This window comes from Klebsiella sp. CTHL.F3a (genome assembly GCF_019890895.1).
Lineage (GTDB): Bacteria > Pseudomonadota > Gammaproteobacteria > Enterobacterales > Enterobacteriaceae > Klebsiella > Klebsiella grimontii.
The window spans coordinates 4,052,384-4,070,679 of record NZ_CP082360.1 but is presented as its reverse complement, the minus strand read 5'-3'; the positions used below and the strand labels follow the sequence as shown (position 1 = coordinate 4,070,679).

The window sequence follows — 18,296 nt, the reverse complement described above, 5'->3', positions numbered from 1 at the left end:
CTGGGCAATGTCACTTTCCTGTAGGAAATAGTGTAGTAGAGGTCACAAAAAGATGCGGTGATACGGAATTTTCCGTAAAGTGCGGTACTCTGAGTAGCAGAGAAAAATCCTTCAGGAGAGAAGCCATGAAGTGGCAACAACGTGTACGCGTCGCAACGGGTCTTAGTTGCTGGCAGATTATGTTGCATCTACTGGTCGTGGCAGTACTGGTGATGGGTTGGATGAGCGGCGCGCTGGTGCGCGTCGGATTAGGTTTGTGCGTACTGTACGGCGTCACGTTAGTGTCGATGCTGTTTTTGCAGCGCCATCACGATGAGCGCTGGCGCGACGTCGGTGATTTCCTTGAGGAACTCACCACTACCTGGTACTTCGGTACCGCGGTGATCGTGCTGTGGCTGCTGTCGCGTGTACTGCACAATAACCTGCTGCTGGCCCTCGCCGGGCTGGCAATACTGGCAGGTCCGGCGGTGGTTTCACTGCTCGCGAAAGATAAAAACAGATACGCTAAATCGTTCGGGCTACAACAAGGCGGCAACGCAGCGAATCCCCAGAAGCATAGATAACTATGTGACTGGGGGGAGCAAGGCGAGCCAACGCAGTTGTGGTTCGAACGATGACGAGTATTACGCGATCTTTCTTCGGAACATCGCATACGCCGCTGAGCCGGTGGTGGCCGCTATGACCAGTAGCGGCCACAAACTCCCCCACACGATTTCCAGACTCGCATCCTTCAGATAGATCTGCTTGGTGATATCGGTGAAATGACGTATCGGGTTTACCCACGTCAGGTTCTGCAGCCATACCGGCATATTCTCCACCGGCGAAACGTAGCCGGAGAGCAAGATCGCCGGCATCATAAAGACGAATACGCCGATAAACGCCTGCTGCTGCGTGGAGCACAGCGACGAAATCAACAGGCCGAATCCTACCAGCGACAGGCCGTAAACGATCATCGTGAAGTAAAACAGCAGCAATGAGCCGGCAAACGGAATTTGATAGGCCCAGATGCCAATCCCCAGCACGATGGTTGCCTGCAGGGTAGCGACGATCAGCGCCGGGACCGCTTTACCGATAAAGATTTGCCAGGTTGCCAGCGGCGAGACCAGCAGTTGGTCGAGCGTGCCCTGTTCGCGCTCGCGGGCAACGGAGAGCGAGGTGACGATCATAACGCCGATGGTGGTGATCATGGCGATCAGCGACGGCACCACGAACCATTTGTAATCGAGATTCGGGTTATACCAGTTGCGCACCACCAGCTCGCTATTGTTCGGTTTAGTTTTACCTTCCAGCAGGTCCTGCTGATAGTTTTTGACGATCTGCTGGAGATAGTTCGCAGCAATTTGCGCGCTGTTAGAGTTGCGCCCGTCCAGCAAAAGCTGGAGCGGGGCGGTCTGGTTGGTGTCGAGGTTGCGCGAAAAATCTGCCGGGAAACGCACGACCAATAGCGCTTTTTGTTCATCGATAGTTGGTCTTATTTCCTGCGGGCTTTTCAGTAGCAGAACGTGGGTGAAGGCTTTGGCGCGGGCGAAGCGCTGGGTCAGTTCCACGGCGTGCTTGCCGTTGTCTTCGTTATAGATGGCAATGGTGGCGTTCGTCACCTCCAGCGTGGCGGCAAAGGGGAACAGCAGCACCTGGATCAGCACCGGCATAATCAAAATCGCCCGCGTCTGCGGTTCGCGCAACAGCGACTGCAGCTCTTTGCGGATTAACGTCCATAAGCGATGAAACATCTTATATTCTCTCTTTATGCTGCTTTGTATCCCCGGACTGCGCTGCGCTTATCCGGGCTACCCGTTTGTCAGCCTTTGTAGCCCGGGTCAGGCGTTCGCTAATCCAGACGCCGTTTGGTTTTCAGCCACGTCAGGCCAATAAACATTACCGCCGAGGCGATTAAAAACATCACATTCACCAGCAGCACCACCGGGATATTGCCCGCCAGAAACAGGCTTTGCAGGGTGCTGACAAAATAGCGCGCCGGGATCACGTAGGTCACCGCGCGGATTATCGCCGGCATGCTGTCGATCTGAAAAATAAACCCGGACAGCATAATTGACGGCAGGAACGCGGCGTTCAGCGCCACCTGCGCGGCGTTAAACTGGTTGCGGGTAATGGTGGAAATCAGCAGCCCCATTCCCAGAGTGCTCAGCAAAAACAGGCTGGTGATAAAAAACAGAATCACCAGCGAACCGCGAAAGGGCACGCCGAGAATAAACACCGCCACCAGCATACACAGCAGCATCGCCAGCATGCCGAGGAAATAGTAGGGGATCAGCTTGCACAGCAGCAGCTCGGCGCGGGTAATCTCGGTCGACAACAGCGCCTCCATGGTGCCGCGCTCCCACTCGCGGGCCACCACCAGCGAGGTCAGGATCGCGCCGACCACCGTCATAATGATGGTGATCGCGCCGGGGATAATAAAATGCTGGCTGATCGCGGCCGGGTTAAACCAGTAGCGCGTCTGCACGTCGATTAGCGGCTCGAAGGTTTCGCCGCGATCTTCCGCTCGCTGCTGCTGCCAGATTTGCCAGATGCCTTCGACGTAGCCCTGGGCGAAGTTAGCGGTATTCGGTTCGCTGCCGTCGGTGATGAGCTGGATCGGCGCATCGTCGCCGGGGCGGGCCATCTTGCGGTCGAAATCCACCGGAATGGTTACCAGCGCGCGAATGCGTCCCGCCTGCATCATCTGCACCAGTTCCTGGCGGTTATCGCTGATGGTGGCGTCGATATAGGGGGAGCCGGTCATGGTATGGACAAAATCCAGCGCTTCTTCGCTCTGCTGTTCCAGCAGCACGCCCACCCGCAGCTTGCTGGAGTCGAGGTTAATCCCGTAGCCAAAGATAAACAGCAGCAGCAGGGGGATGACCACCGCAATCAGCCAGCTGCTGGGGTCGCGGACAATCTGCCGCGTCTCTTTCACGCACAGGGCGCGCACGCGCCGCCACGATAGCAGTTTAGCGCTCACCGGCGTTCTCCTTATCCCAGTCGTGAATGAGGGTGATAAACGCCTGCTCCATCGTCGGGTCGGGCTGTTTATCATCCGCCGCCAGCGCCTTCAGATCGTCCGGCGTGCCGCTGGCGATCAGCTTGCCGTGATAGACAAGGCCGATACGATCGCAATACTCCGCTTCATCCATAAAGTGGGTGGTGACCATCACCGTCACGCCTTTATCCACCATGCTGTTGATATGCAGCCAGAATTCGCGGCGGGTGAGGGGATCAACCCCGGAAGTGGGTTCATCAAGAAACAGGATATCCGGCTCGTGCATCAGCGAGCAGGCCAGCGCCAGGCGCTGCTTATAGCCGAGCGGCAGGTCGTCAGCGGCCTGCCGGGCGATGCTTTTCAGGCCAAATGCCTCGCTCATGCTGGCGATTTTATCGTTCTGCGCCCGCCCGCGCAGGCCGTACACCCCGGAGAAGAAACGCAGGTTCTGCTCAACGGAAAGGTTGCCGTAGAGCGAGAACTTCTGCGCCATATAGCCCAGATGCTGACGTGCCTTGCCGGAGCTGACTTTCAGGTCCATGCCCAGCACCAGCGCTTTACCGGAGGTGGGGACCAGCAGGCCGCACATCATCTTAAAGGTGGTGGACTTGCCCGCGCCGTTAGGCCCAAGGAGGCCGAAAATCTCCCCGCGCTTGACCTGAAAATCAACGTGGTCGGTGGCGGCAAAATCGCCGAATTTCTTGGTCAGGGTCTGCGCTTCAATCACCGTGTCCTCATGGGAGCCTTCCACGGTGTGGATGATGTTGCCCAGCGGCGATTCGGCGGTCCCGGCGCCGCCCAGCAGGTCGATAAAGGCGTCCTCAAAGCGCGGTGCGGTTTCGGCCACCTCGAGCGGCGGCATACCGTTAGCGTTCTGGACTTCACTGATGTTGGCCTCTTTTTTAAGGATCAGGCGTACCGATTTACCCTGAATCACGCCATCGCTGACCTGCGGCAGTTTCAGCGTCCGCTGGAGCAGACGGCGATTATTCTCCTCGCCGCTGGAAATCAAAAAGCTGCGTCCGGCCATGGTCTGCGTCAGCTCTTTTGGCGCGCCCTGATAGAGCAACTGGCCCTCGTTCATCAACAGCACGTCCCGGCACTGCTCGGCCTCATCAAGATAAGAGGTGCTCCAGAGGATCAGCATTCCGTCGCCTGCCAGTTCGTGCACCATCTGCCACAGTTCGCGGCGAGAGATGGGGTCGACGCCGACGCCGGGTTCATCAAGCAGCAGGACTTTCGGTTCGCCGACCAGGGTGCAGGCCAGACCAAGTTTCTGCTTCATGCCGCCGGAAAGCTTGCCCGCCAGCCGGCCGGTAAAGGGGCCGAGGGAGGTAAATTCCAGCAGCCTGGCGAAGGTTTTTTCCCGCGCCTCGCCGGTCACGCTGCGCAGATCGGCGTAGAGCGTCAGGTTTTCCATTACCGTCAGATCTTCGTACAGGCCGAATTTCTGCGGCATATAGCCGAGCACTGCGTGCAGGGCGCTATCGTCGGCAATCGGGTCGTAGCCGATCACCGTTGCGCTGCCTGCGTCAGCTTTCAGCAGCCCGGCGAGCATGCGCATCAGGGTGGTTTTTCCGGCGCCATCCGGGCCCACCAGACCGGTCACATAGCCGGAATGAATAGTGCAGTCCAGCGGCGCGACGGCCGGGCGGTCCATGCCGGCAAAGCGCCGGGTCAGGCCGCTCAGCGTAATGACGTCCTCGCTCATTGGCCGTTTCCGTGACTGAAGGTGACGGTGACCGGCATCCCCTGGCGCAGCGCGTCGTCGGCATCGGTGACCACAATACGCAGGCGATAAACCAGATCGGTGCGCAGGTCCGGCGTCTCCACGGTTTTTGGCGTGAATTCAGCGGTAGGGGAGACGAAGCCGATTTTGCCGCGGTAGGGTTTATCCGGGCGACTATCGGTGAAAAGCAGCACTTCGCGACCCGGCTGGGCCTGGCCAAGATTTTTTTCATCGATATAGGCGCGTACCCACACCGGATGGGTTAACGAGAGCGTCATCACCGTGCCGCCGGCGCTGAGCATGCTGCCCGGTTCGACGGCGCGGGTCATCAGCGTTCCGTCGGACGGCGAGATCAACGTGGTATCGTGCAGATCCAGCTTCGCCTGCGCCAGCGCGGCCTGCGCCTGCTCAAGGCTGGCTTTGGCCTGGGCGATTTCCTGCGGACGATTCCCCGCGCGATACTGGCGCAGCTTATCCTGCGCGGACTTCAGCGTCGCCTGGGCCTGATCGCGCGAGGAGCGGGCATTTTCCAGGTCGTTAGCGGAGATGGCGCTGCTTTTGCGCAGCCCCAGCTGGCGTTGGTAAAAGTTCTGCGCGTAGTCGTAAGCCGCCTGCGCCTGGTTGACCGCGGCGGCGGCCTGGGCAATCTCTTCCGAACGATACCCCGCCATCATCAGGTCGTACTGCGCCTGGGCGGTGGACACGTTGGCCTGCGCCTGTTGGAGCGCGTTCTCGTACGGCGCGCGGTCCAGCTCGCCCAGGGTCTGTCCGGCTTTAATCGCATCGCCCTCGTCGACGCTGAGCGACGCCAGCCGCCCGCCCACGCGGAAGCTGAGGTTGACGGTACGAATATCCACGTTGCCATATAGCGTGAGCGCTTTCTGCTGGCTGCTCTGGTACCACCACCAGCCTCCGCCAATGACAGCAGCCAGCAGGAGAAGCAGCACAACGACGATGAGCGGTTTTTTCATGACTCCAGACTCCTTTGCGATAATCCTTCCAGAACGAAATCAATATGGCAGGTGATAACCTCAATAATTTGCGCGGTTTTGTCCCGATCGAACTCGGCCCAGCCCGCGCGGCGTAGTACCGTTTCCCGACCAAGGCGAAAAGCGAGAACTTCGCCCAACAGCGCGTGGGTGTGAAGCACCATTTGCGTGCTGTCGGCGTTCAGGCCGGTATAGGCGGCGATTAAACGTGTCAGGTAGCAGTGTAGTGGAGCAATCACCTGATCGTGGATGAGCCGGTAGGCCGGCGTCGGCGACAGCTGCTCGCGGGAGATGAATTTGCTCAAATTGACGGTGTCGTCCTGGGTCAGCAGCAGGATCATATTCTGGCAGGCGCCAAGTATCAGGCTGCGCATCGCGGCTTTATCGGGCACAGGCTCAGTGAACAGCGCTTCCGCCGCCTGCGCGTGGGGGCGGAAATTGTGTTCGATAAAATCAGCGATCCACTGGGCGCAGGCGAGGTAGAGATCGTCTTTGGAACCAAAATAGTAGGTGATGGCGGCGATATTTTGCCCGGCCTGGGCGGCGATATCGCGGGTCGTGGCATGCAGGCCGTATTCGCCGAACTGGGCGATTGCGGCGGCGATAAGCTGGCTTTTCGCCTGCTCGCCCTTGCTGGTAATAGGAGTTGTTGTCATCGCGCTGGAAAAGTTAATCAATCGATTGATTAACTCTAGGCCCAGGTTTGCGGTTTGTCCACCGTTTGCTGCTAGATATGAAATCCTTCGTGGCTTAGCTCTTCGGCAACCCAGTTAAAGAAGATCTTCACTTTCTCTTTTTGCTCATTCGGGTGCGGTAAAACGAAGTGATGGGCATTAACCGGCATACTGACGTCGCGGCTAAAGACGGGTTCCAGGTGACGTTGACGAACGCTCTGCCCGGCCAGCAAATTACTCTCAAGAATAACCCCCATCCCCATGCGCGCGGCCTCGATACTCATATAGGAGCGGTCAAAATTAAAAATAAAATTTTTATTCCAGCCGCGAACCTTATGCCACGATAGCCAGTTGCTCCAGCCGATCAGCGTGCTATCGGAATGAATAAGATCGCACGCCAACAAATCTTCAATGGACTGAACGTTGCGCCCGGCTAAATAAGTCGATGAGGTGAAGGGCAGCATGCGTTCGTTTTTTATGGTCTTGACCACCAGGGTCGGCCACTGTGAGAGACCGTGGCGAATATCAATATCGATATTATCGCGGGAGAACTGAATGCTTTCATAAGAACAGGTCAGGCTAATTTTAAGCTCCGGCCATGCCTGGCGAAACTTATTAAGTCGGGGCATCAACCACAATAAGCCAAAGCTCGGCGCTGAATGAATCCGTAAATAATCCTGGTGAATATCATTAATCACCTGGTTAGTGGCCTGACCAATAATATTTAAGGCTCCGGAAACTTCTTTAAGATATTTTTCACCAATGGTGGTTAAGACCATTCCTTTACTGCTGCGGGAAAATATCTTCTTTCCCAGATACTGTTCCAGGCTGGCTATCTGATGACTGACTGCTGAAGCTGTAATATTGAGATTCTCTGCTGCCAGGTTCAGGCTGCCGGTATCGGCCACTTCAATAAATGCCTGAATATTGCGTAAGGATGGCATCGGCAAGCTTTTATTTGGCAGCGGCTGGTTCATGATTTCCTCCGGTGAGTGGAATAATTAGGGTGATTTATTTACTCAAAAAAACAGTACATCCAGCGGTTATCCCATAAAATGACGGTCAGGATAGCATAGCCGGGAAATAAGACATGGCGTAATCCGTGATGAACTTAACAGTTTTAAATGTGAAGCTCTCGAAAAAAATAATTGACAGGAATTTGAATGCAGTCACGAAGCAAATTTTTCTCAGTCATAATTGAGGTTTTTTGAATACCCTTTCTTTTTGGGATTGTTATATTGCAAGCACAGGCCTGATAACAAGGCGCGATGCGGTAAGGTTCGCGACAAAAAGCATAAAAATAAAGAGGATACCCTATGTCACGTATAGATACTGTGGTCTGTACTGACGCCAGGAAAACAAAATATCGTTTTGTGGTTTTGACGATGATTTTCCTGGTGTATGCCATAAATTACGCCGACAGAACGAATATCGGTGCGGTACTGCCGTTCATTATTGATGAGTTTCATATCAACAACTTTGAGGCCGGGGCCATCGCCAGCATGTTTTTCCTGGGCTACGCGGTCAGCCAGATCCCGGCCGGCTTTTTCATTGCCAAACGCGGCACCCGGGGACTGGTCGCGCTGTCGATTTTCGGCTTTTCCGCTTTTACCTGGCTGATGGGCACCGTGAGCTCGGTGTTTGGCCTGAAGATGGTGCGGCTGGGACTGGGGCTTAGCGAAGGGCCATGTCCGGTAGGCCTGGCTTCAACCATTAATAACTGGTTCCCGCCGAAAGAGAAAGCCACGGCAACGGGCGTCTACATTGCCGCCACCATGTTTGCGCCGATAATCGTACCGCCGCTGGCGGTATGGATCGCGGTAACCTGGGGTTGGCGGTGGGTCTTTTTCTCCTTTGCGATACCGGGGATTGTGGCGGCGGTGGCGTGGTACCTGTTGGTTAAGTCAAAACCCGCAGAGAGCGGATTTGTTTCGCAAAGCGAGCTGGAAGAGATTAACGCCGGGCGTGAAAGCGATAAAAACACCGTACGGCAAAATATATTAATTGCCGATCGCTTTATCTGGCTGGATAAATTTATTCGGGTGAAAAAGCTTACCCCTATTGATACGGCGAAAGGATTATTTACCTCGAAAAATATTCTTGGCGACTGCCTGGCTTATTTTATGATGGTTAGTGTGCTGTACGGATTATTAACGTGGATCCCGCTGTATTTGGTTAAAGAACGCGGGTTTGATGTAATGAGCATGGGCTTCGTGGCAAGTATGCCGTGCATTGGCGGTTTTATAGGCGCGATTGGCGGTGGATGGATTTCGGATAAGGTATTAGGCCGGCGACGTAAACCGACAATGATGTTTACGGCGATTTCCACTGTGGTCATGATGCTCATTATGCTAAATATTCCCGCGAGCACCTGGGCGGTCTGTGTCGGATTATTCTTCGTCGGTTTATGTTTGAATATTGGCTGGCCGGCCTTTACCGCCTACGGTATGGCCGTTTCGGATAATAAAACCTATCCGATCGCCTCTTCTATTATCAATAGCGGCGGTAACCTCGGCGGATTTGTTGCCCCGATGGCTGCGGGCTTTTTACTCGATAAAACCGGCAGCTTTAATTCTGTATTCACCTATTTTGGTATCTGCGCCGCAATAGGTCTGGTGGTGATTCTCTTTCTCGATGAACCACAATAACGGAAATATATCCTGTTAATTAATCTGACGTCATGTCATGGAGTGAAAATATGTTATTAAAAGATAAAGTCGCCATTATTACCGGCGCGGCCTCGGCACGCGGTTTGGGTTTTGCCACCGCCAAATTATTTGCTGAAAACGGCGCCAGCGTGGTCATTATCGACCTCAATGGCGAAGCCAGCAAAGCGGCAGCCGCGGCCTTAGGCGAAGGCCATCTTGGCCTGGCGGCGAACGTTGCCGATGAAGTTCAGGTTCAGGCGGCGATGGAACAGATTCTCGCGAAATATGGCCGGGTCGATGTGCTGGTGAATAATGCCGGGATTACTCAGCCGCTGAAGCTGATGGATATTAAGCGCGCCAACTACGACGCGGTGCTGGATGTCAGCCTGCGCGGCACGCTGCTGATGTCGCAGGCGGTTATTCCGACGATGCGGGCGCAAAAATCGGGCAGCATCGTCTGTATCTCTTCGGTTTCCGCCCAGCGCGGCGGCGGTATCTTCGGCGGCCCGCACTACAGCGCGGCGAAAGCCGGGGTGCTCGGCCTGGCGCGGGCGATGGCGCGCGAGCTTGGTCCGGATAACGTCCGCGTTAACTGCATTACTCCGGGGCTGATTCAGACCGATATCACCGCCGGTAAGCTGACCGACGACATGACGGCCAATATCCTCGCCGGGATCCCGATGAACCGCCTTGGCGATGCGGTGGATATCGCGCGCGCCGCCCTGTTCCTCGGCAGCGAGCTCTCTTCCTACTCGACCGGTATCACCCTGGACGTGAATGGCGGCATGTTAATCCACTAAGCGAGGCAAGCAGATGAAAATCACAGAATTACAAAAAGTTGCTGCGGCGGCGTGGCGTATTCGTCGCTATGCCCTGCAAATGGGCGAAGTCCAGGGACAGGGCTACATCGGCCAGGCATTAGGCTATGCGGATGTGCTGGCCACCGCGTTCAGCCACGCGATGCGCTACCGCCCGGAAGAACCGGAGTGGGAAGGGCGCGACCGCTTCCTGCTCTCGCACGGCCATTACGCCATCGCCTATTATGCGGCGCTACTGGAAGCGGGAATTATCCCGCAAGAGGAGCTGGAGACCTACGGTTCCGACGACAGCCGCCTGCCGATGTCGGGTATGGCGACCTATACGCCGGGAATGGAGATGTCCGGCGGCTCGCTGGGGCAGGGGCTCTCCATTGCCGTCGGGATGGCGCTCGGCCTGCGGCAGAAGCGCAGCGCATCCTGGGTTTATAACTCCATGTCGGATGGCGAGCTGGACGAAGGGTCGACCTGGGAAGCAGCGATGTCGGCGGCCCACTACGGCCTGACGAACCTGATAAACATCGTTGATGTGAACAAACAGCAGGCGGACGGCGATTCGCGCAAAATCCTCGGCTTTGAGCCGCTGCATGAAAAATGGTCCGCCTTCGGCTGGTACGTGCAGCGTGTGGACGGCAACGATCTGGCGGCGGTGATTACCGCCTTCGACAACGCGAAAAATCATGCGGGCAACCAGCCGCGGGTGATTTTATGCGACACGCTGATGGGCAAAGGGGTGCCATTCCTGGAAACCCGCGATAAGAACCATTTTATCCGCGTCGATGCCGACGAATGGCAAAAGGCGATTGCGGTGCTGGACGCCAACAAACCGGAAGGAGTGCTGTAATGAGCCAGAGTAAACCACGTTTAAAGACGTCAGCGATGATCGCCTCTATTGCTGATGAAGGCCAGGCGACCGTTTCCGCCCCGTTTGGCGTCGCACTATCGAAGCTGGCTGCGCAGCGCCCGGAAATCGTCGGGATGACCGCGGATCTGTCAAAGTATACCGATCTGCATATCTTCGCCCAGGCCTTCCCGGAACGCTTCTTCCAGATGGGGATGGCGGAGCAGCTGCTGATGGCGGCCGCCGGAGGAATGGCGAAGGAGGGATTTATTCCCTTCGCCACCACCTATGCCGCTTTTGCCACCCGCCGCGCCTATGATTTTATCCATCAGGTTATCGCCGAAGAGCATCTGAACGTGAAGATCTGCGCGGCGCTGCCGGGCCTGACCACCGGCTACGGGCCGAGCCATCAGGCAACGGAAGATCTGGCGATTATGCGAGGCATCCCCGGCATGGTCATCGTCGATCCCTGCGATGCGCTGGAGATAGAGCAGGCGGTACCGGCGATTGCCGACCACAGCGGTCCGGTGTATATGCGTCTATTGCGCGGTAAGGTGCCGCTGGTGCTCGATAAATATGATTATCAGTTTGAACTGGGCAAGGCGAAGCTGCTGGAGGACGGTAACGATGTGCTGATTATCTCTTCCGGGCTGATGACCATGCGCGCCCTGGAGGCGGTTGAACAACTGCGGGCCGATAATATCAGCGCTGCGGTGCTGCACGTACCCACCATCAAACCGCTCGATGAAAAAGCGATCGTTGCGCAGGCGTCGAAGCCCGGTCGTCTGGTGGTGACCGCGGAAAACCACACGTCGGTTGGCGGGTTAGGGGAAGCGGTTGCCGCGTTGCTGATGCGCAAAGGCGTGCGCTGCGAACTGGATACCGTCGGTTTGCCCGACGAATTCCTGCTGGCCGGAGCGCTTCCGACGCTGCACGACCGCTACGGCATTTCCACCGCGAAGATGGTCGAAAAAATTAAGTATCGCCTGCGTTAGTGGTTTTCGCCGCCGCGTTATGCGGCGGCGCTCGTTATCGCCAGGACGGGGAGCAGTGGTTTGTTAGCCAGAGGATTCTTTTCGGCAGATTTTATGCGGTTCATCACAAAATCTGCTAGACTGCGCAGCTTCATGGCATTGTGGTTTTTGCCATCTCTTTCGCAATAATCTCCCTGAAAACTACGCCTGTGAAGGGCCGGGGCGGTTCGGAGTTGTTATGTCTTTTGATTCCCTTGGCCTGAATCCTGAAATCCTGCGCGCCGTCGCTGAGCAGGGCTACGTTGAGCCAACCCCTATTCAGCAGCAGGCCATCCCGGCGGTATTACAGGGTCGTGATTTGATGGCCAGCGCCCAGACCGGTACTGGTAAAACGGCGGGATTTACGCTGCCTCTGCTTCAGCACCTGGTCCAGAAAGAACCGCACGCTAAAGGCCGTCGTCCGGTACGCGCACTGATCCTGACCCCCACGCGCGAGCTGGCGGCGCAGATTGGCGAAAACGTGCGGGATTACAGCAAATACCTTAATGTTCGTTCGCTGGTGGTGTTCGGCGGCGTGAGCATTAACCCGCAGATGATGAAGCTGCGCAGCGGCGTCGATATCCTGGTGGCAACGCCCGGCCGCCTGCTGGATCTTGAACATCAGAACGCCGTGAGCCTGGACAAAGTTGAAGTGCTGGTGCTGGATGAAGCCGACCGTATGCTGGATATGGGCTTTATTCACGATATTCGCCGGGTACTGGCGAAGCTGCCGGCGAAGCGCCAGAACCTGCTGTTCTCCGCAACCTTCTCCGACGAGATTAAATCGCTGGCGGAAAAGCTGTTGCATAATCCGCTGGAAATTGAAGTCGCCCGCCGCAACACTGCTTCTGAACAGGTGAGCCAACTGGTGCATTTTGTCGACAAAAAGCGCAAGCGCGAGCTGCTATCGCAGATGATCGGTGAAGGCAACTGGCAGCAGGTGCTGGTCTTTACCCGCACCAAGCACGGCGCTAACCATCTGGCGGAGCAGCTTAATAAAGACGGCATCCGCAGCGCCGCCATTCATGGCAACAAGAGCCAGGGCGCGCGTACCCGCGCGTTGGCTGACTTTAAATCCGGTGGCATTCGCGTGCTGGTGGCGACCGATATCGCCGCGCGCGGTCTGGACATTGAAGAGCTTCCTCACGTGGTGAACTACGAGCTGCCAAACGTACCGGAAGACTATGTGCACCGTATTGGTCGTACCGGTCGCGCCGCGGCAACGGGTGAAGCGCTGTCGCTGGTCTGCGTAGATGAACATAAACTGCTGCATGATATCGAACGCTTGCTGAAAAAAGAGATCCCGCGTATCGCCCTTGCGGGCTATGAGCCGGATCCGTCGATCAAAGCCGAGCCGATTCAGAACGGTCGTCAGCAGCAGCGCGGCGGCGGCCGTGGTGGCCAAAGCCAGGGCCGCGGCGGCCAGGGACAAGGTCGCGGTCAGCAGTCCGCCCCGCGTCGTATCGATGGCGAAGCGCCTAAAGCGCGAACTCAGGACGGTAAACCTCCTCGCCGTCGTCGCCCGCGCAAACCCGCGGCGGCTGAGTAACCCTATCCCGTCATTCCTGCGGGCATAGCCGCGAACGCGCGGCCATGCCCCGGATGGGTTATCCGGGTAAGGCTCCTTGCCCGGCATGCTCTTCGCTCACGTTGAACCTCGAGCGAGATTCCAGTTTGCTCAGAAAGACATTCCTCCCGATGGCTAAAAAATGGCACAATAGTGGCTGTTTATACAGTATTCAGGTTTTCTCATGGCTTTGACCGCAGCGCTGAAAGCGCAAATCGCCGCCTGGTATAAGGCGCTTCAGGAACAAATTCCTGACTTTATTCCCCGTCCTCCGCAGCGGCAGATGATCGCCGATGTGGCGAAGACGCTTGCCGGGGAAGAGGGGCGGCATCTGGCGATAGAAGCTCCGACCGGCGTCGGCAAAACCTTGTCATATCTGATTCCCGGTATCGCCATTGCCCGAGAAGAACAAAAAACGCTGGTGGTCAGTACCGCCAACGTTGCTCTGCAGGACCAAATCTACAGCAAAGACCTACCATTGCTGCGCAAAATCATTCCCGACCTGCGCTTTACCGCCGCCTTTGGCCGCGGGCGCTACGTCTGCCCGCGTAACCTGGCCGCCCTTGCCAGCACCGAGCCCACGCAGCAGGATTTACTGGCCTTTCTTGATGACGAACTCACGCCCAACAACCAGGCGGAGCAGAAGCTGTGCGCGACGCTGAAAGCGGATCTCGATAGCTACAAATGGGACGGCCTGCACGATCATACCGATAAAAACGTTGATGATTCATTATGGAGCCGCCTGAGCACCGACAAAGCCAGCTGCCTGAACCGTAACTGCCACTACTACCGCGAATGCCCCTTCTTCGTCGCCCGCCGGGAAATCCAGGAAGCGGAAGTGGTGGTGGCTAACCATGCGCTGGTGATGGCGGCCATGGAGAGCGAAGCGGTGCTGCCGGAACCTAAGCATCTGCTGCTGGTGCTGGATGAAGGTCACCATCTTCCGGAGGTGGCCCGCGATGCGCTGGAAATGAGCGCGGAAATTACCGCCCCGTGGTACCGCCTGCAACTGGATCTTTTTACGAAGCTGGTCGCGACCTGCATGGAGCAGTTTCGCCCTAAAACAACGCCGCCGCTGGCCAATCCCGAGCGCCTGAATGGGCATTGCGAGGAGCTCTACGAACTCATCGCCTCCCTGAATAACATCCTCAATCTGTACATGCCGGCCGGGCAGGAGGCGGAGTACCGCTTCCCGATGGGAGAGCTACCGGCGGAAGTGATGGAAATCTGCCAGCGGCTGGCGAAGCTTACCGAGACGCTGCGCGGTCTGGCGGAGCTGTTCCTTAACGATCTGGGCGAAAAAACCGGCAGTCACGATGTGGTACGTTTGCACCGGGTTCTGCTGCAGATGAACCGCGCGCTGGGGATGTTTGAAAGCCAAAGTAAACTCTGGCGGCTGGCATCGCTGGCGCAGTCCTCCGGCGCGCCGGTGACCAAATGGGTTACCCGCGACCTGCGGGACGGCCAGTTGCATATCTGGTTCCACTGCGTGGGGATCCGCGTCAGCGATCAGCTGGAGAGGCTGCTGTGGCGCAGCGTTCCGCATATCGTCGTCACCTCTGCGACGCTGCGTTCGCTGAATAGTTTTTCGCGTCTGCAGGAGATGAGCGGGCTGAAAGAGAAGGCGGGAGATCGCTTTGTGGCCCTGGACTCGCCCTTCAACCACGTCGAACAGGGCAAAATCGTCATTCCGCAGATGCATTATGAACCGCTTATCGATAACGAAGAGCAGCATATTGCCGAGATGGCCGCCTATTTTCGGGAGCAGGTCGAGAGCAAAAAGCACCTCGGCATGCTGGTGCTATTCGCCAGCGGAAGAGCGATGCAGCGCTTCCTCGAACACGTTACCGATCTGCGCCTGCTGCTACTGGTTCAGGGCGATAAGCCTCGCTACCGGCTGGTCGAGCTGCATCGCAAACGCGTAGAAGGCGGCGAGCGCAGCGTACTGGTTGGGCTGCAATCCTTCGCGGAAGGGCTGGATTTAAAAGGCGAGCTGTTAAGTCAGGTGCATATTCATAAGATTGCTTTCCCGCCGATAGACAGCCCGGTGGTGATTACAGAAGGCGAATGGCTCAAAAGCCTCAACCGCTACCCGTTCGAAGTTCAGAGCCTGCCCAGCGCGTCATTCAACCTGATTCAGCAGGTTGGCCGCCTGATCCGTAGCCATAGCTGCTGGGGAGAGGTGGTGATTTATGACAAACGCCTGTTGACCAAAAACTACGGTAAGCGCTTATTGAATGCATTACCCGTATTTCCGATAGAGCAGCCAGCCGTCCCCGAGGTTATAGTAAAAACTAAAACAAAACAGACGCGTCGCAAACGGCGTTAGCGGTGCAGTGTCGACGATGTGAGAAGCTCAGAGGAGCCTGCAATGGACTACAGCAAAATCATTAAAGAAGTCGGGCGCGGCAAAAACCACGCCCGCGACCTTGACGTGGAGACGGCGCGCGCGCTCTACTCGCGAATGCTTAACGGCGAGGTGCCTGAGCTCGAGCTCGGCGGCATTCTCATTGCCCTGCGCATTAAGGGAGAAGGTGAAGCGGAGATGAAGGGCTTCTATGAAGCGATGCAGAATCATACGATGAAGCTGACGCCGCCGGTCGCTAAACCGATGCCGATAGTGATCCCCAGCTATAACGGCGCGCGCAAGCAGGCCAACCTGACGCCTCTGCTCGCCGTGCTTCTGCATAAGCTTGGCTTCCCGGTGATTGTTCACGGCGTAAGCCACGATCCCACCCGCGTGCTGACGGAAACGATTTTTGAACTGATGGGGATCCCGGCGACGCTTCAGGCAGGCCAGGCCCAGGCGCGGTTAGACAGCCACCAGCCGGTTTACGTGCCGGTCGGCGCATTTTGTCCGCCGCTGGAAAAACAGCTGGCGATGCGCTGGCGCATGGGGGTGCGTAACAGCGCCCACACGCTGGCCAAGCTGGCGACGCCGTTTGCTGAAGATGCGGCGCTGCGCCTGTCGAGCGTTTCGCATCCTGAATACGTTGGCAGGGTGGCGAAATTCTTTGCCGGGATCGGCGGCCGGGCGCTGCTGATGCACGGAACTGAAGGCGAAGTTTACGCCAATCCGCAGCGCTGTCCGCAGATCAGCCTGATTGACGCGGCCGGTACGCGGGTGGTTAACGAACGTCAGGATGGCGCAGCGGAGCAGGCGCTCGTCTTGCCGGCGTCAAAAGATCCCGAAGTGACCGCGCGCTGGATCGAGCGCTGTTCTGTAGGGAGCGAGCCGTTGCCGCAATCGCTGAAAATTCAGCTGGCCTGCTGTCTGGTGGCGACCGGCGTCGTTTCCTCTCTGGAGCAAGGGCTGGCGAAGGTGGCTGAGAGCTGGTAACCGTATCGGCAGGCAAAAAAAAGCCCGTCCAGTGGCGTGGACGGGCAAGGCAAGGGTATTAAAGGATCTTACAGGGTTAAAACAGTGGCATTACAGAGTGTTGCTACAGGAAATCTGGCGATTATTTATAGATAACCGCGGTACCGCTCAGTTTGTTGTTGCTGTTAGCGGAGGTAATGCTATAGCCGGTCGCGCCAGCGGCCTCTGCTTTTTCAGCCAGTTTGGCTTCCAGTCCATCCAGCGTCGTCGCGCCTTCAGCAGAAACCACACCGATTTTGTTCATGCTCTCTGCCTGAGCCGATGTTACCGGCTGAGCGGCGAACGCGCCGAAAGACAGAGCGGAAAGGGCGATAGCGGCAGCAGCGTATTTGATGTTTTTCATAATTAATCTCTCGCAGGTTGTTCTGTATAGGGGACGATGTTCCGTCGATGTGATAAGTATCACGGTTTTTAGCGGGAGATAAAATCGAAGGAAATTAACAATCTCTATCTAATTTTTTGAATGATTATTAATTTATTGAATATTAATAAATTATTTAAGCCGCTGGCGGCGAAACAGGTTGCGGCGGCGTCCAGCAGGCTGGAAGGGCACATTTTGCCACTCCGTTTGCCAAAAAACGTGCGCGAAAAGTTAATGCGATATGCGGTAATGAACGGTAAACATCGGTCAGCGAAGCTGGCTGTCTTTGGATCCTCTGCGATTATATCCCGAAAATGTATTGTTATGTAAATCTTTCTCCTGTTGGCATTTAACGCAGTATTTGACTCCCGCCACCGCTCGTCGGCGCGCCTCAGGAATCGGCTCTCCGCATTCTTCACAAAATTTGTTGCTTTCCCCCGATGACAGCTCATTTCGCGCCCGGGCTATCGCGTCGTTGATGGTGCTGTCGATCTGTTCCTGCACCGCGTCATCATTTGCCCAACCTGATGCCATAGTTCACCTCGCTATCTCGTCTCTCTTTAGTATAGAGAATATGGGGGTAAAAAATGAGCAGGCAAGGTTCAGATCTCTGACCATTCGCGCAGCAGGTTATGGTACAGATTAAGCAGAGATAGCACTTCGTCGCTTTCGCCGTGGCGGCTTTTTAATTTCTGAATATTGCCATCCAGTTCAAACAGCATACTGCGGCGTTTATCGTCACGGATCATTGACTGAATCCATAAGAACGAGGCGACGCGGATGCCTGAGGTCACCGGGGTGACGCAGTGCAGGCTGCTCGAAGGATAGAGCACCAGGTCCCCGGCCGGGAGCTTAACCGCGTGCTGCCCGTAGGTATCGTTGACGACCAGCTCACCGCCTGCGTAACTTTCCGGAGCGCTTAAAAAGAGGGTGGCGGAAAGATCGGTGCGCATCCAGCCGCCCTGCGCCAGGCTGCGCACCGCGCCGTCGACGTGGAAACCATAAGTTTCGCTCTGCTGGTAGCGGTTGAACAGCGGGCTGGAAATGGCCTTCGGCAGCGCGGCGGCAAAAAAAAGCGAACTGCGGTTTAGCGCCGCCAGCACGTTGCCCTGAAGCTTGGCGTAGAGGTTGCTGCGGGTGTCCACCTGCTGATTATTTTTGACCTGAGCGCCCTGGTCGCCGGTCGTCACGCGCCCGTCAACCCATTCCGCCTGCTGAAGCTGAGCGGTAAAATCGTCCACTTCCTGAGGGGTGAGAACGGCGGGAATATGGTACATCATCGTTTTATCTCCTGAGAAAA

The 18,296-nt window shown here is 56.6% G+C and carries 17 protein-coding genes; 8 read left to right on the top strand and 9 right to left on the bottom strand.

Annotation, left to right across the window (positions count from 1 at the left end):
* Positions 1-125 precede the first annotated feature (125 nt).
* Positions 126-563 carry a YbhQ family protein gene (locus tag K7H21_RS19145; RefSeq protein ID WP_004130686.1) on the top strand — a complete coding sequence of 146 codons (438 nt, stop codon included), beginning with the start codon at positions 126-128 and terminating at the stop codon, positions 561-563.
* A gap of 60 nt (positions 564-623) precedes the next feature.
* On the opposite strand, the gene K7H21_RS19140 is transcribed toward K7H21_RS19145, so the two are convergent.
* The 6 genes from K7H21_RS19140 to K7H21_RS19115 all read right to left on the bottom strand — a co-directional run bounded on the left by K7H21_RS19140 (position 624) and on the right by K7H21_RS19115 (position 7,349).
* Positions 624-1,730 (bottom strand): ABC transporter permease, encoded by a 1,107-nt coding sequence (locus K7H21_RS19140; protein WP_004130688.1) that lies wholly within the window; start codon positions 1,728-1,730, stop codon positions 624-626.
* 98 nt (positions 1,731-1,828) lie between these two features.
* The gene (locus K7H21_RS19135; protein WP_004130690.1) at positions 1,829-2,962 is read right to left on the bottom strand and encodes an ABC transporter permease; all 1,134 of its coding nucleotides are present in this window, start codon (positions 2,960-2,962) and stop codon (positions 1,829-1,831) included.
* Positions 2,952-4,691, bottom strand: a complete 1,740-nt coding sequence (locus tag K7H21_RS19130) for an ATP-binding cassette domain-containing protein (protein WP_049113347.1) — start codon at positions 4,689-4,691, stop codon at positions 2,952-2,954. The genes K7H21_RS19135 and K7H21_RS19130 overlap by 11 nt, the downstream gene beginning before the upstream one ends.
* Positions 4,688-5,680: a secretion protein HlyD gene (hlyD, locus tag K7H21_RS19125; RefSeq protein WP_004130694.1), complete on the bottom strand. Its 993-nt coding sequence runs from the start codon at positions 5,678-5,680 to the stop codon at positions 4,688-4,690. The genes K7H21_RS19130 and hlyD overlap by 4 nt, the downstream gene beginning before the upstream one ends.
* A complete protein-coding gene (gene cecR, locus K7H21_RS19120; protein WP_004130696.1) occupies positions 5,677-6,354 on the bottom strand; it encodes a transcriptional regulator CecR in 678 nt (225 codons plus the stop codon). The genes hlyD and cecR overlap by 4 nt, the downstream gene beginning before the upstream one ends.
* A gap of 71 nt (positions 6,355-6,425) precedes the next feature.
* Entirely contained in the window at positions 6,426-7,349 is a 924-nt protein-coding gene (locus K7H21_RS19115) for a LysR substrate-binding domain-containing protein (RefSeq protein ID WP_004130698.1), read from the bottom strand.
* Between the two features lie 339 nt (positions 7,350-7,688).
* Here K7H21_RS19115 and K7H21_RS19110 point away from each other — a divergent pair, with 339 nt between their 5' ends.
* From K7H21_RS19110 to ybiB, 7 genes are all read left to right on the top strand, one after another.
* Positions 7,689-9,020 carry an MFS transporter gene (locus K7H21_RS19110; RefSeq protein ID WP_004130707.1) on the top strand — a complete coding sequence of 444 codons (1,332 nt, stop codon included), beginning with the start codon at positions 7,689-7,691 and terminating at the stop codon, positions 9,018-9,020.
* 50 nt (positions 9,021-9,070) lie between these two features.
* Positions 9,071-9,820, top strand: a complete 750-nt coding sequence (locus K7H21_RS19105) for an SDR family NAD(P)-dependent oxidoreductase (protein ID WP_123828321.1) — start codon at positions 9,071-9,073, stop codon at positions 9,818-9,820.
* Between the two features lie 13 nt (positions 9,821-9,833).
* Positions 9,834-10,679, top strand: coding sequence for a transketolase (locus K7H21_RS19100; protein WP_004130711.1), 846 nt, complete (start codon positions 9,834-9,836; stop codon positions 10,677-10,679).
* Positions 10,679-11,671, top strand: a complete 993-nt coding sequence (locus K7H21_RS19095) for a transketolase family protein (protein WP_142469735.1) — start codon at positions 10,679-10,681, stop codon at positions 11,669-11,671. The genes K7H21_RS19100 and K7H21_RS19095 overlap by 1 nt, the downstream gene beginning before the upstream one ends.
* 217 nt (positions 11,672-11,888) lie before the next feature.
* Positions 11,889-13,238, top strand: a complete 1,350-nt coding sequence (gene rhlE / locus K7H21_RS19090; RefSeq protein ID WP_049113338.1) for an ATP-dependent RNA helicase RhlE — start codon at positions 11,889-11,891, stop codon at positions 13,236-13,238.
* A gap of 202 nt (positions 13,239-13,440) precedes the next feature.
* Positions 13,441-15,585: an ATP-dependent DNA helicase DinG gene (gene dinG / locus K7H21_RS19085; RefSeq protein ID WP_223035289.1), complete on the top strand. Its 2,145-nt coding sequence runs from the start codon at positions 13,441-13,443 to the stop codon at positions 15,583-15,585.
* A 42-nt stretch (positions 15,586-15,627) separates the two neighbouring features.
* Positions 15,628-16,596, top strand: coding sequence for a DNA-binding protein YbiB (ybiB, locus tag K7H21_RS19080; protein WP_004130720.1), 969 nt, complete (start codon positions 15,628-15,630; stop codon positions 16,594-16,596).
* A 121-nt stretch (positions 16,597-16,717) separates the two neighbouring features.
* Here the strand turns inward: ybiB and ybiJ are convergent, their stop codons facing one another.
* The 3 genes from ybiJ to ybiX all read right to left on the bottom strand — a co-directional run bounded on the left by ybiJ (position 16,718) and on the right by ybiX (position 18,276).
* Positions 16,718-16,978 carry a DUF1471 family protein YbiJ gene (gene ybiJ, locus K7H21_RS19075; protein ID WP_004130722.1) on the bottom strand — a complete coding sequence of 87 codons (261 nt, stop codon included), beginning with the start codon at positions 16,976-16,978 and terminating at the stop codon, positions 16,718-16,720.
* 285 nt (positions 16,979-17,263) lie between these two features.
* A complete protein-coding gene (locus K7H21_RS19070; protein WP_004130731.1) occupies positions 17,264-17,530 on the bottom strand; it encodes a DksA/TraR family C4-type zinc finger protein in 267 nt (88 codons plus the stop codon).
* Between the two features lie 68 nt (positions 17,531-17,598).
* A complete protein-coding gene (gene ybiX, locus K7H21_RS19065) occupies positions 17,599-18,276 on the bottom strand; it encodes a PKHD-type hydroxylase YbiX (protein ID WP_004130733.1) in 678 nt (225 codons plus the stop codon).
* Positions 18,277-18,296 lie beyond the last annotated feature (20 nt).

What these genes read in the sequence shown, in the direction of transcription:
- ybiB (WP_004130720.1), top strand. Translation starts at nt 15,628, where the DNA reads ATGGACTACAGCAAAATCATTAAAGAAGTCGGGCGCGGCAAAAACCAC.
- dinG (WP_223035289.1), top strand. Translation starts at nt 13,441, where the DNA reads ATGGCTTTGACCGCAGCGCTGAAAGCGCAAATCGCCGCCTGGTATAAG.
- K7H21_RS19115 (WP_004130698.1), bottom strand. Translation starts at nt 7,349, where the DNA reads ATGAACCAGCCGCTGCCAAATAAAAGCTTGCCGATGCCATCCTTACGC.
- K7H21_RS19145 (WP_004130686.1), top strand. Translation starts at nt 126, where the DNA reads ATGAAGTGGCAACAACGTGTACGCGTCGCAACGGGTCTTAGTTGCTGG.
- ybiJ (WP_004130722.1), bottom strand. Translation starts at nt 16,978, where the DNA reads ATGAAAAACATCAAATACGCTGCTGCCGCTATCGCCCTTTCCGCTCTG.
- K7H21_RS19095 (WP_142469735.1), top strand. Translation starts at nt 10,679, where the DNA reads ATGAGCCAGAGTAAACCACGTTTAAAGACGTCAGCGATGATCGCCTCT.
- K7H21_RS19100 (WP_004130711.1), top strand. Translation starts at nt 9,834, where the DNA reads ATGAAAATCACAGAATTACAAAAAGTTGCTGCGGCGGCGTGGCGTATT.
- rhlE (WP_049113338.1), top strand. Translation starts at nt 11,889, where the DNA reads ATGTCTTTTGATTCCCTTGGCCTGAATCCTGAAATCCTGCGCGCCGTC.
- K7H21_RS19105 (WP_123828321.1), top strand. Translation starts at nt 9,071, where the DNA reads ATGTTATTAAAAGATAAAGTCGCCATTATTACCGGCGCGGCCTCGGCA.
- K7H21_RS19130 (WP_049113347.1), bottom strand. Translation starts at nt 4,691, where the DNA reads ATGAGCGAGGACGTCATTACGCTGAGCGGCCTGACCCGGCGCTTTGCC.
- cecR (WP_004130696.1), bottom strand. Translation starts at nt 6,354, where the DNA reads ATGACAACAACTCCTATTACCAGCAAGGGCGAGCAGGCGAAAAGCCAG.
- hlyD (WP_004130694.1), bottom strand. Translation starts at nt 5,680, where the DNA reads ATGAAAAAACCGCTCATCGTCGTTGTGCTGCTTCTCCTGCTGGCTGCT.
- K7H21_RS19140 (WP_004130688.1), bottom strand. Translation starts at nt 1,730, where the DNA reads ATGTTTCATCGCTTATGGACGTTAATCCGCAAAGAGCTGCAGTCGCTG.
- K7H21_RS19110 (WP_004130707.1), top strand. Translation starts at nt 7,689, where the DNA reads ATGTCACGTATAGATACTGTGGTCTGTACTGACGCCAGGAAAACAAAA.
- ybiX (WP_004130733.1), bottom strand. Translation starts at nt 18,276, where the DNA reads ATGATGTACCATATTCCCGCCGTTCTCACCCCTCAGGAAGTGGACGAT.
- K7H21_RS19070 (WP_004130731.1), bottom strand. Translation starts at nt 17,530, where the DNA reads ATGGCATCAGGTTGGGCAAATGATGACGCGGTGCAGGAACAGATCGAC.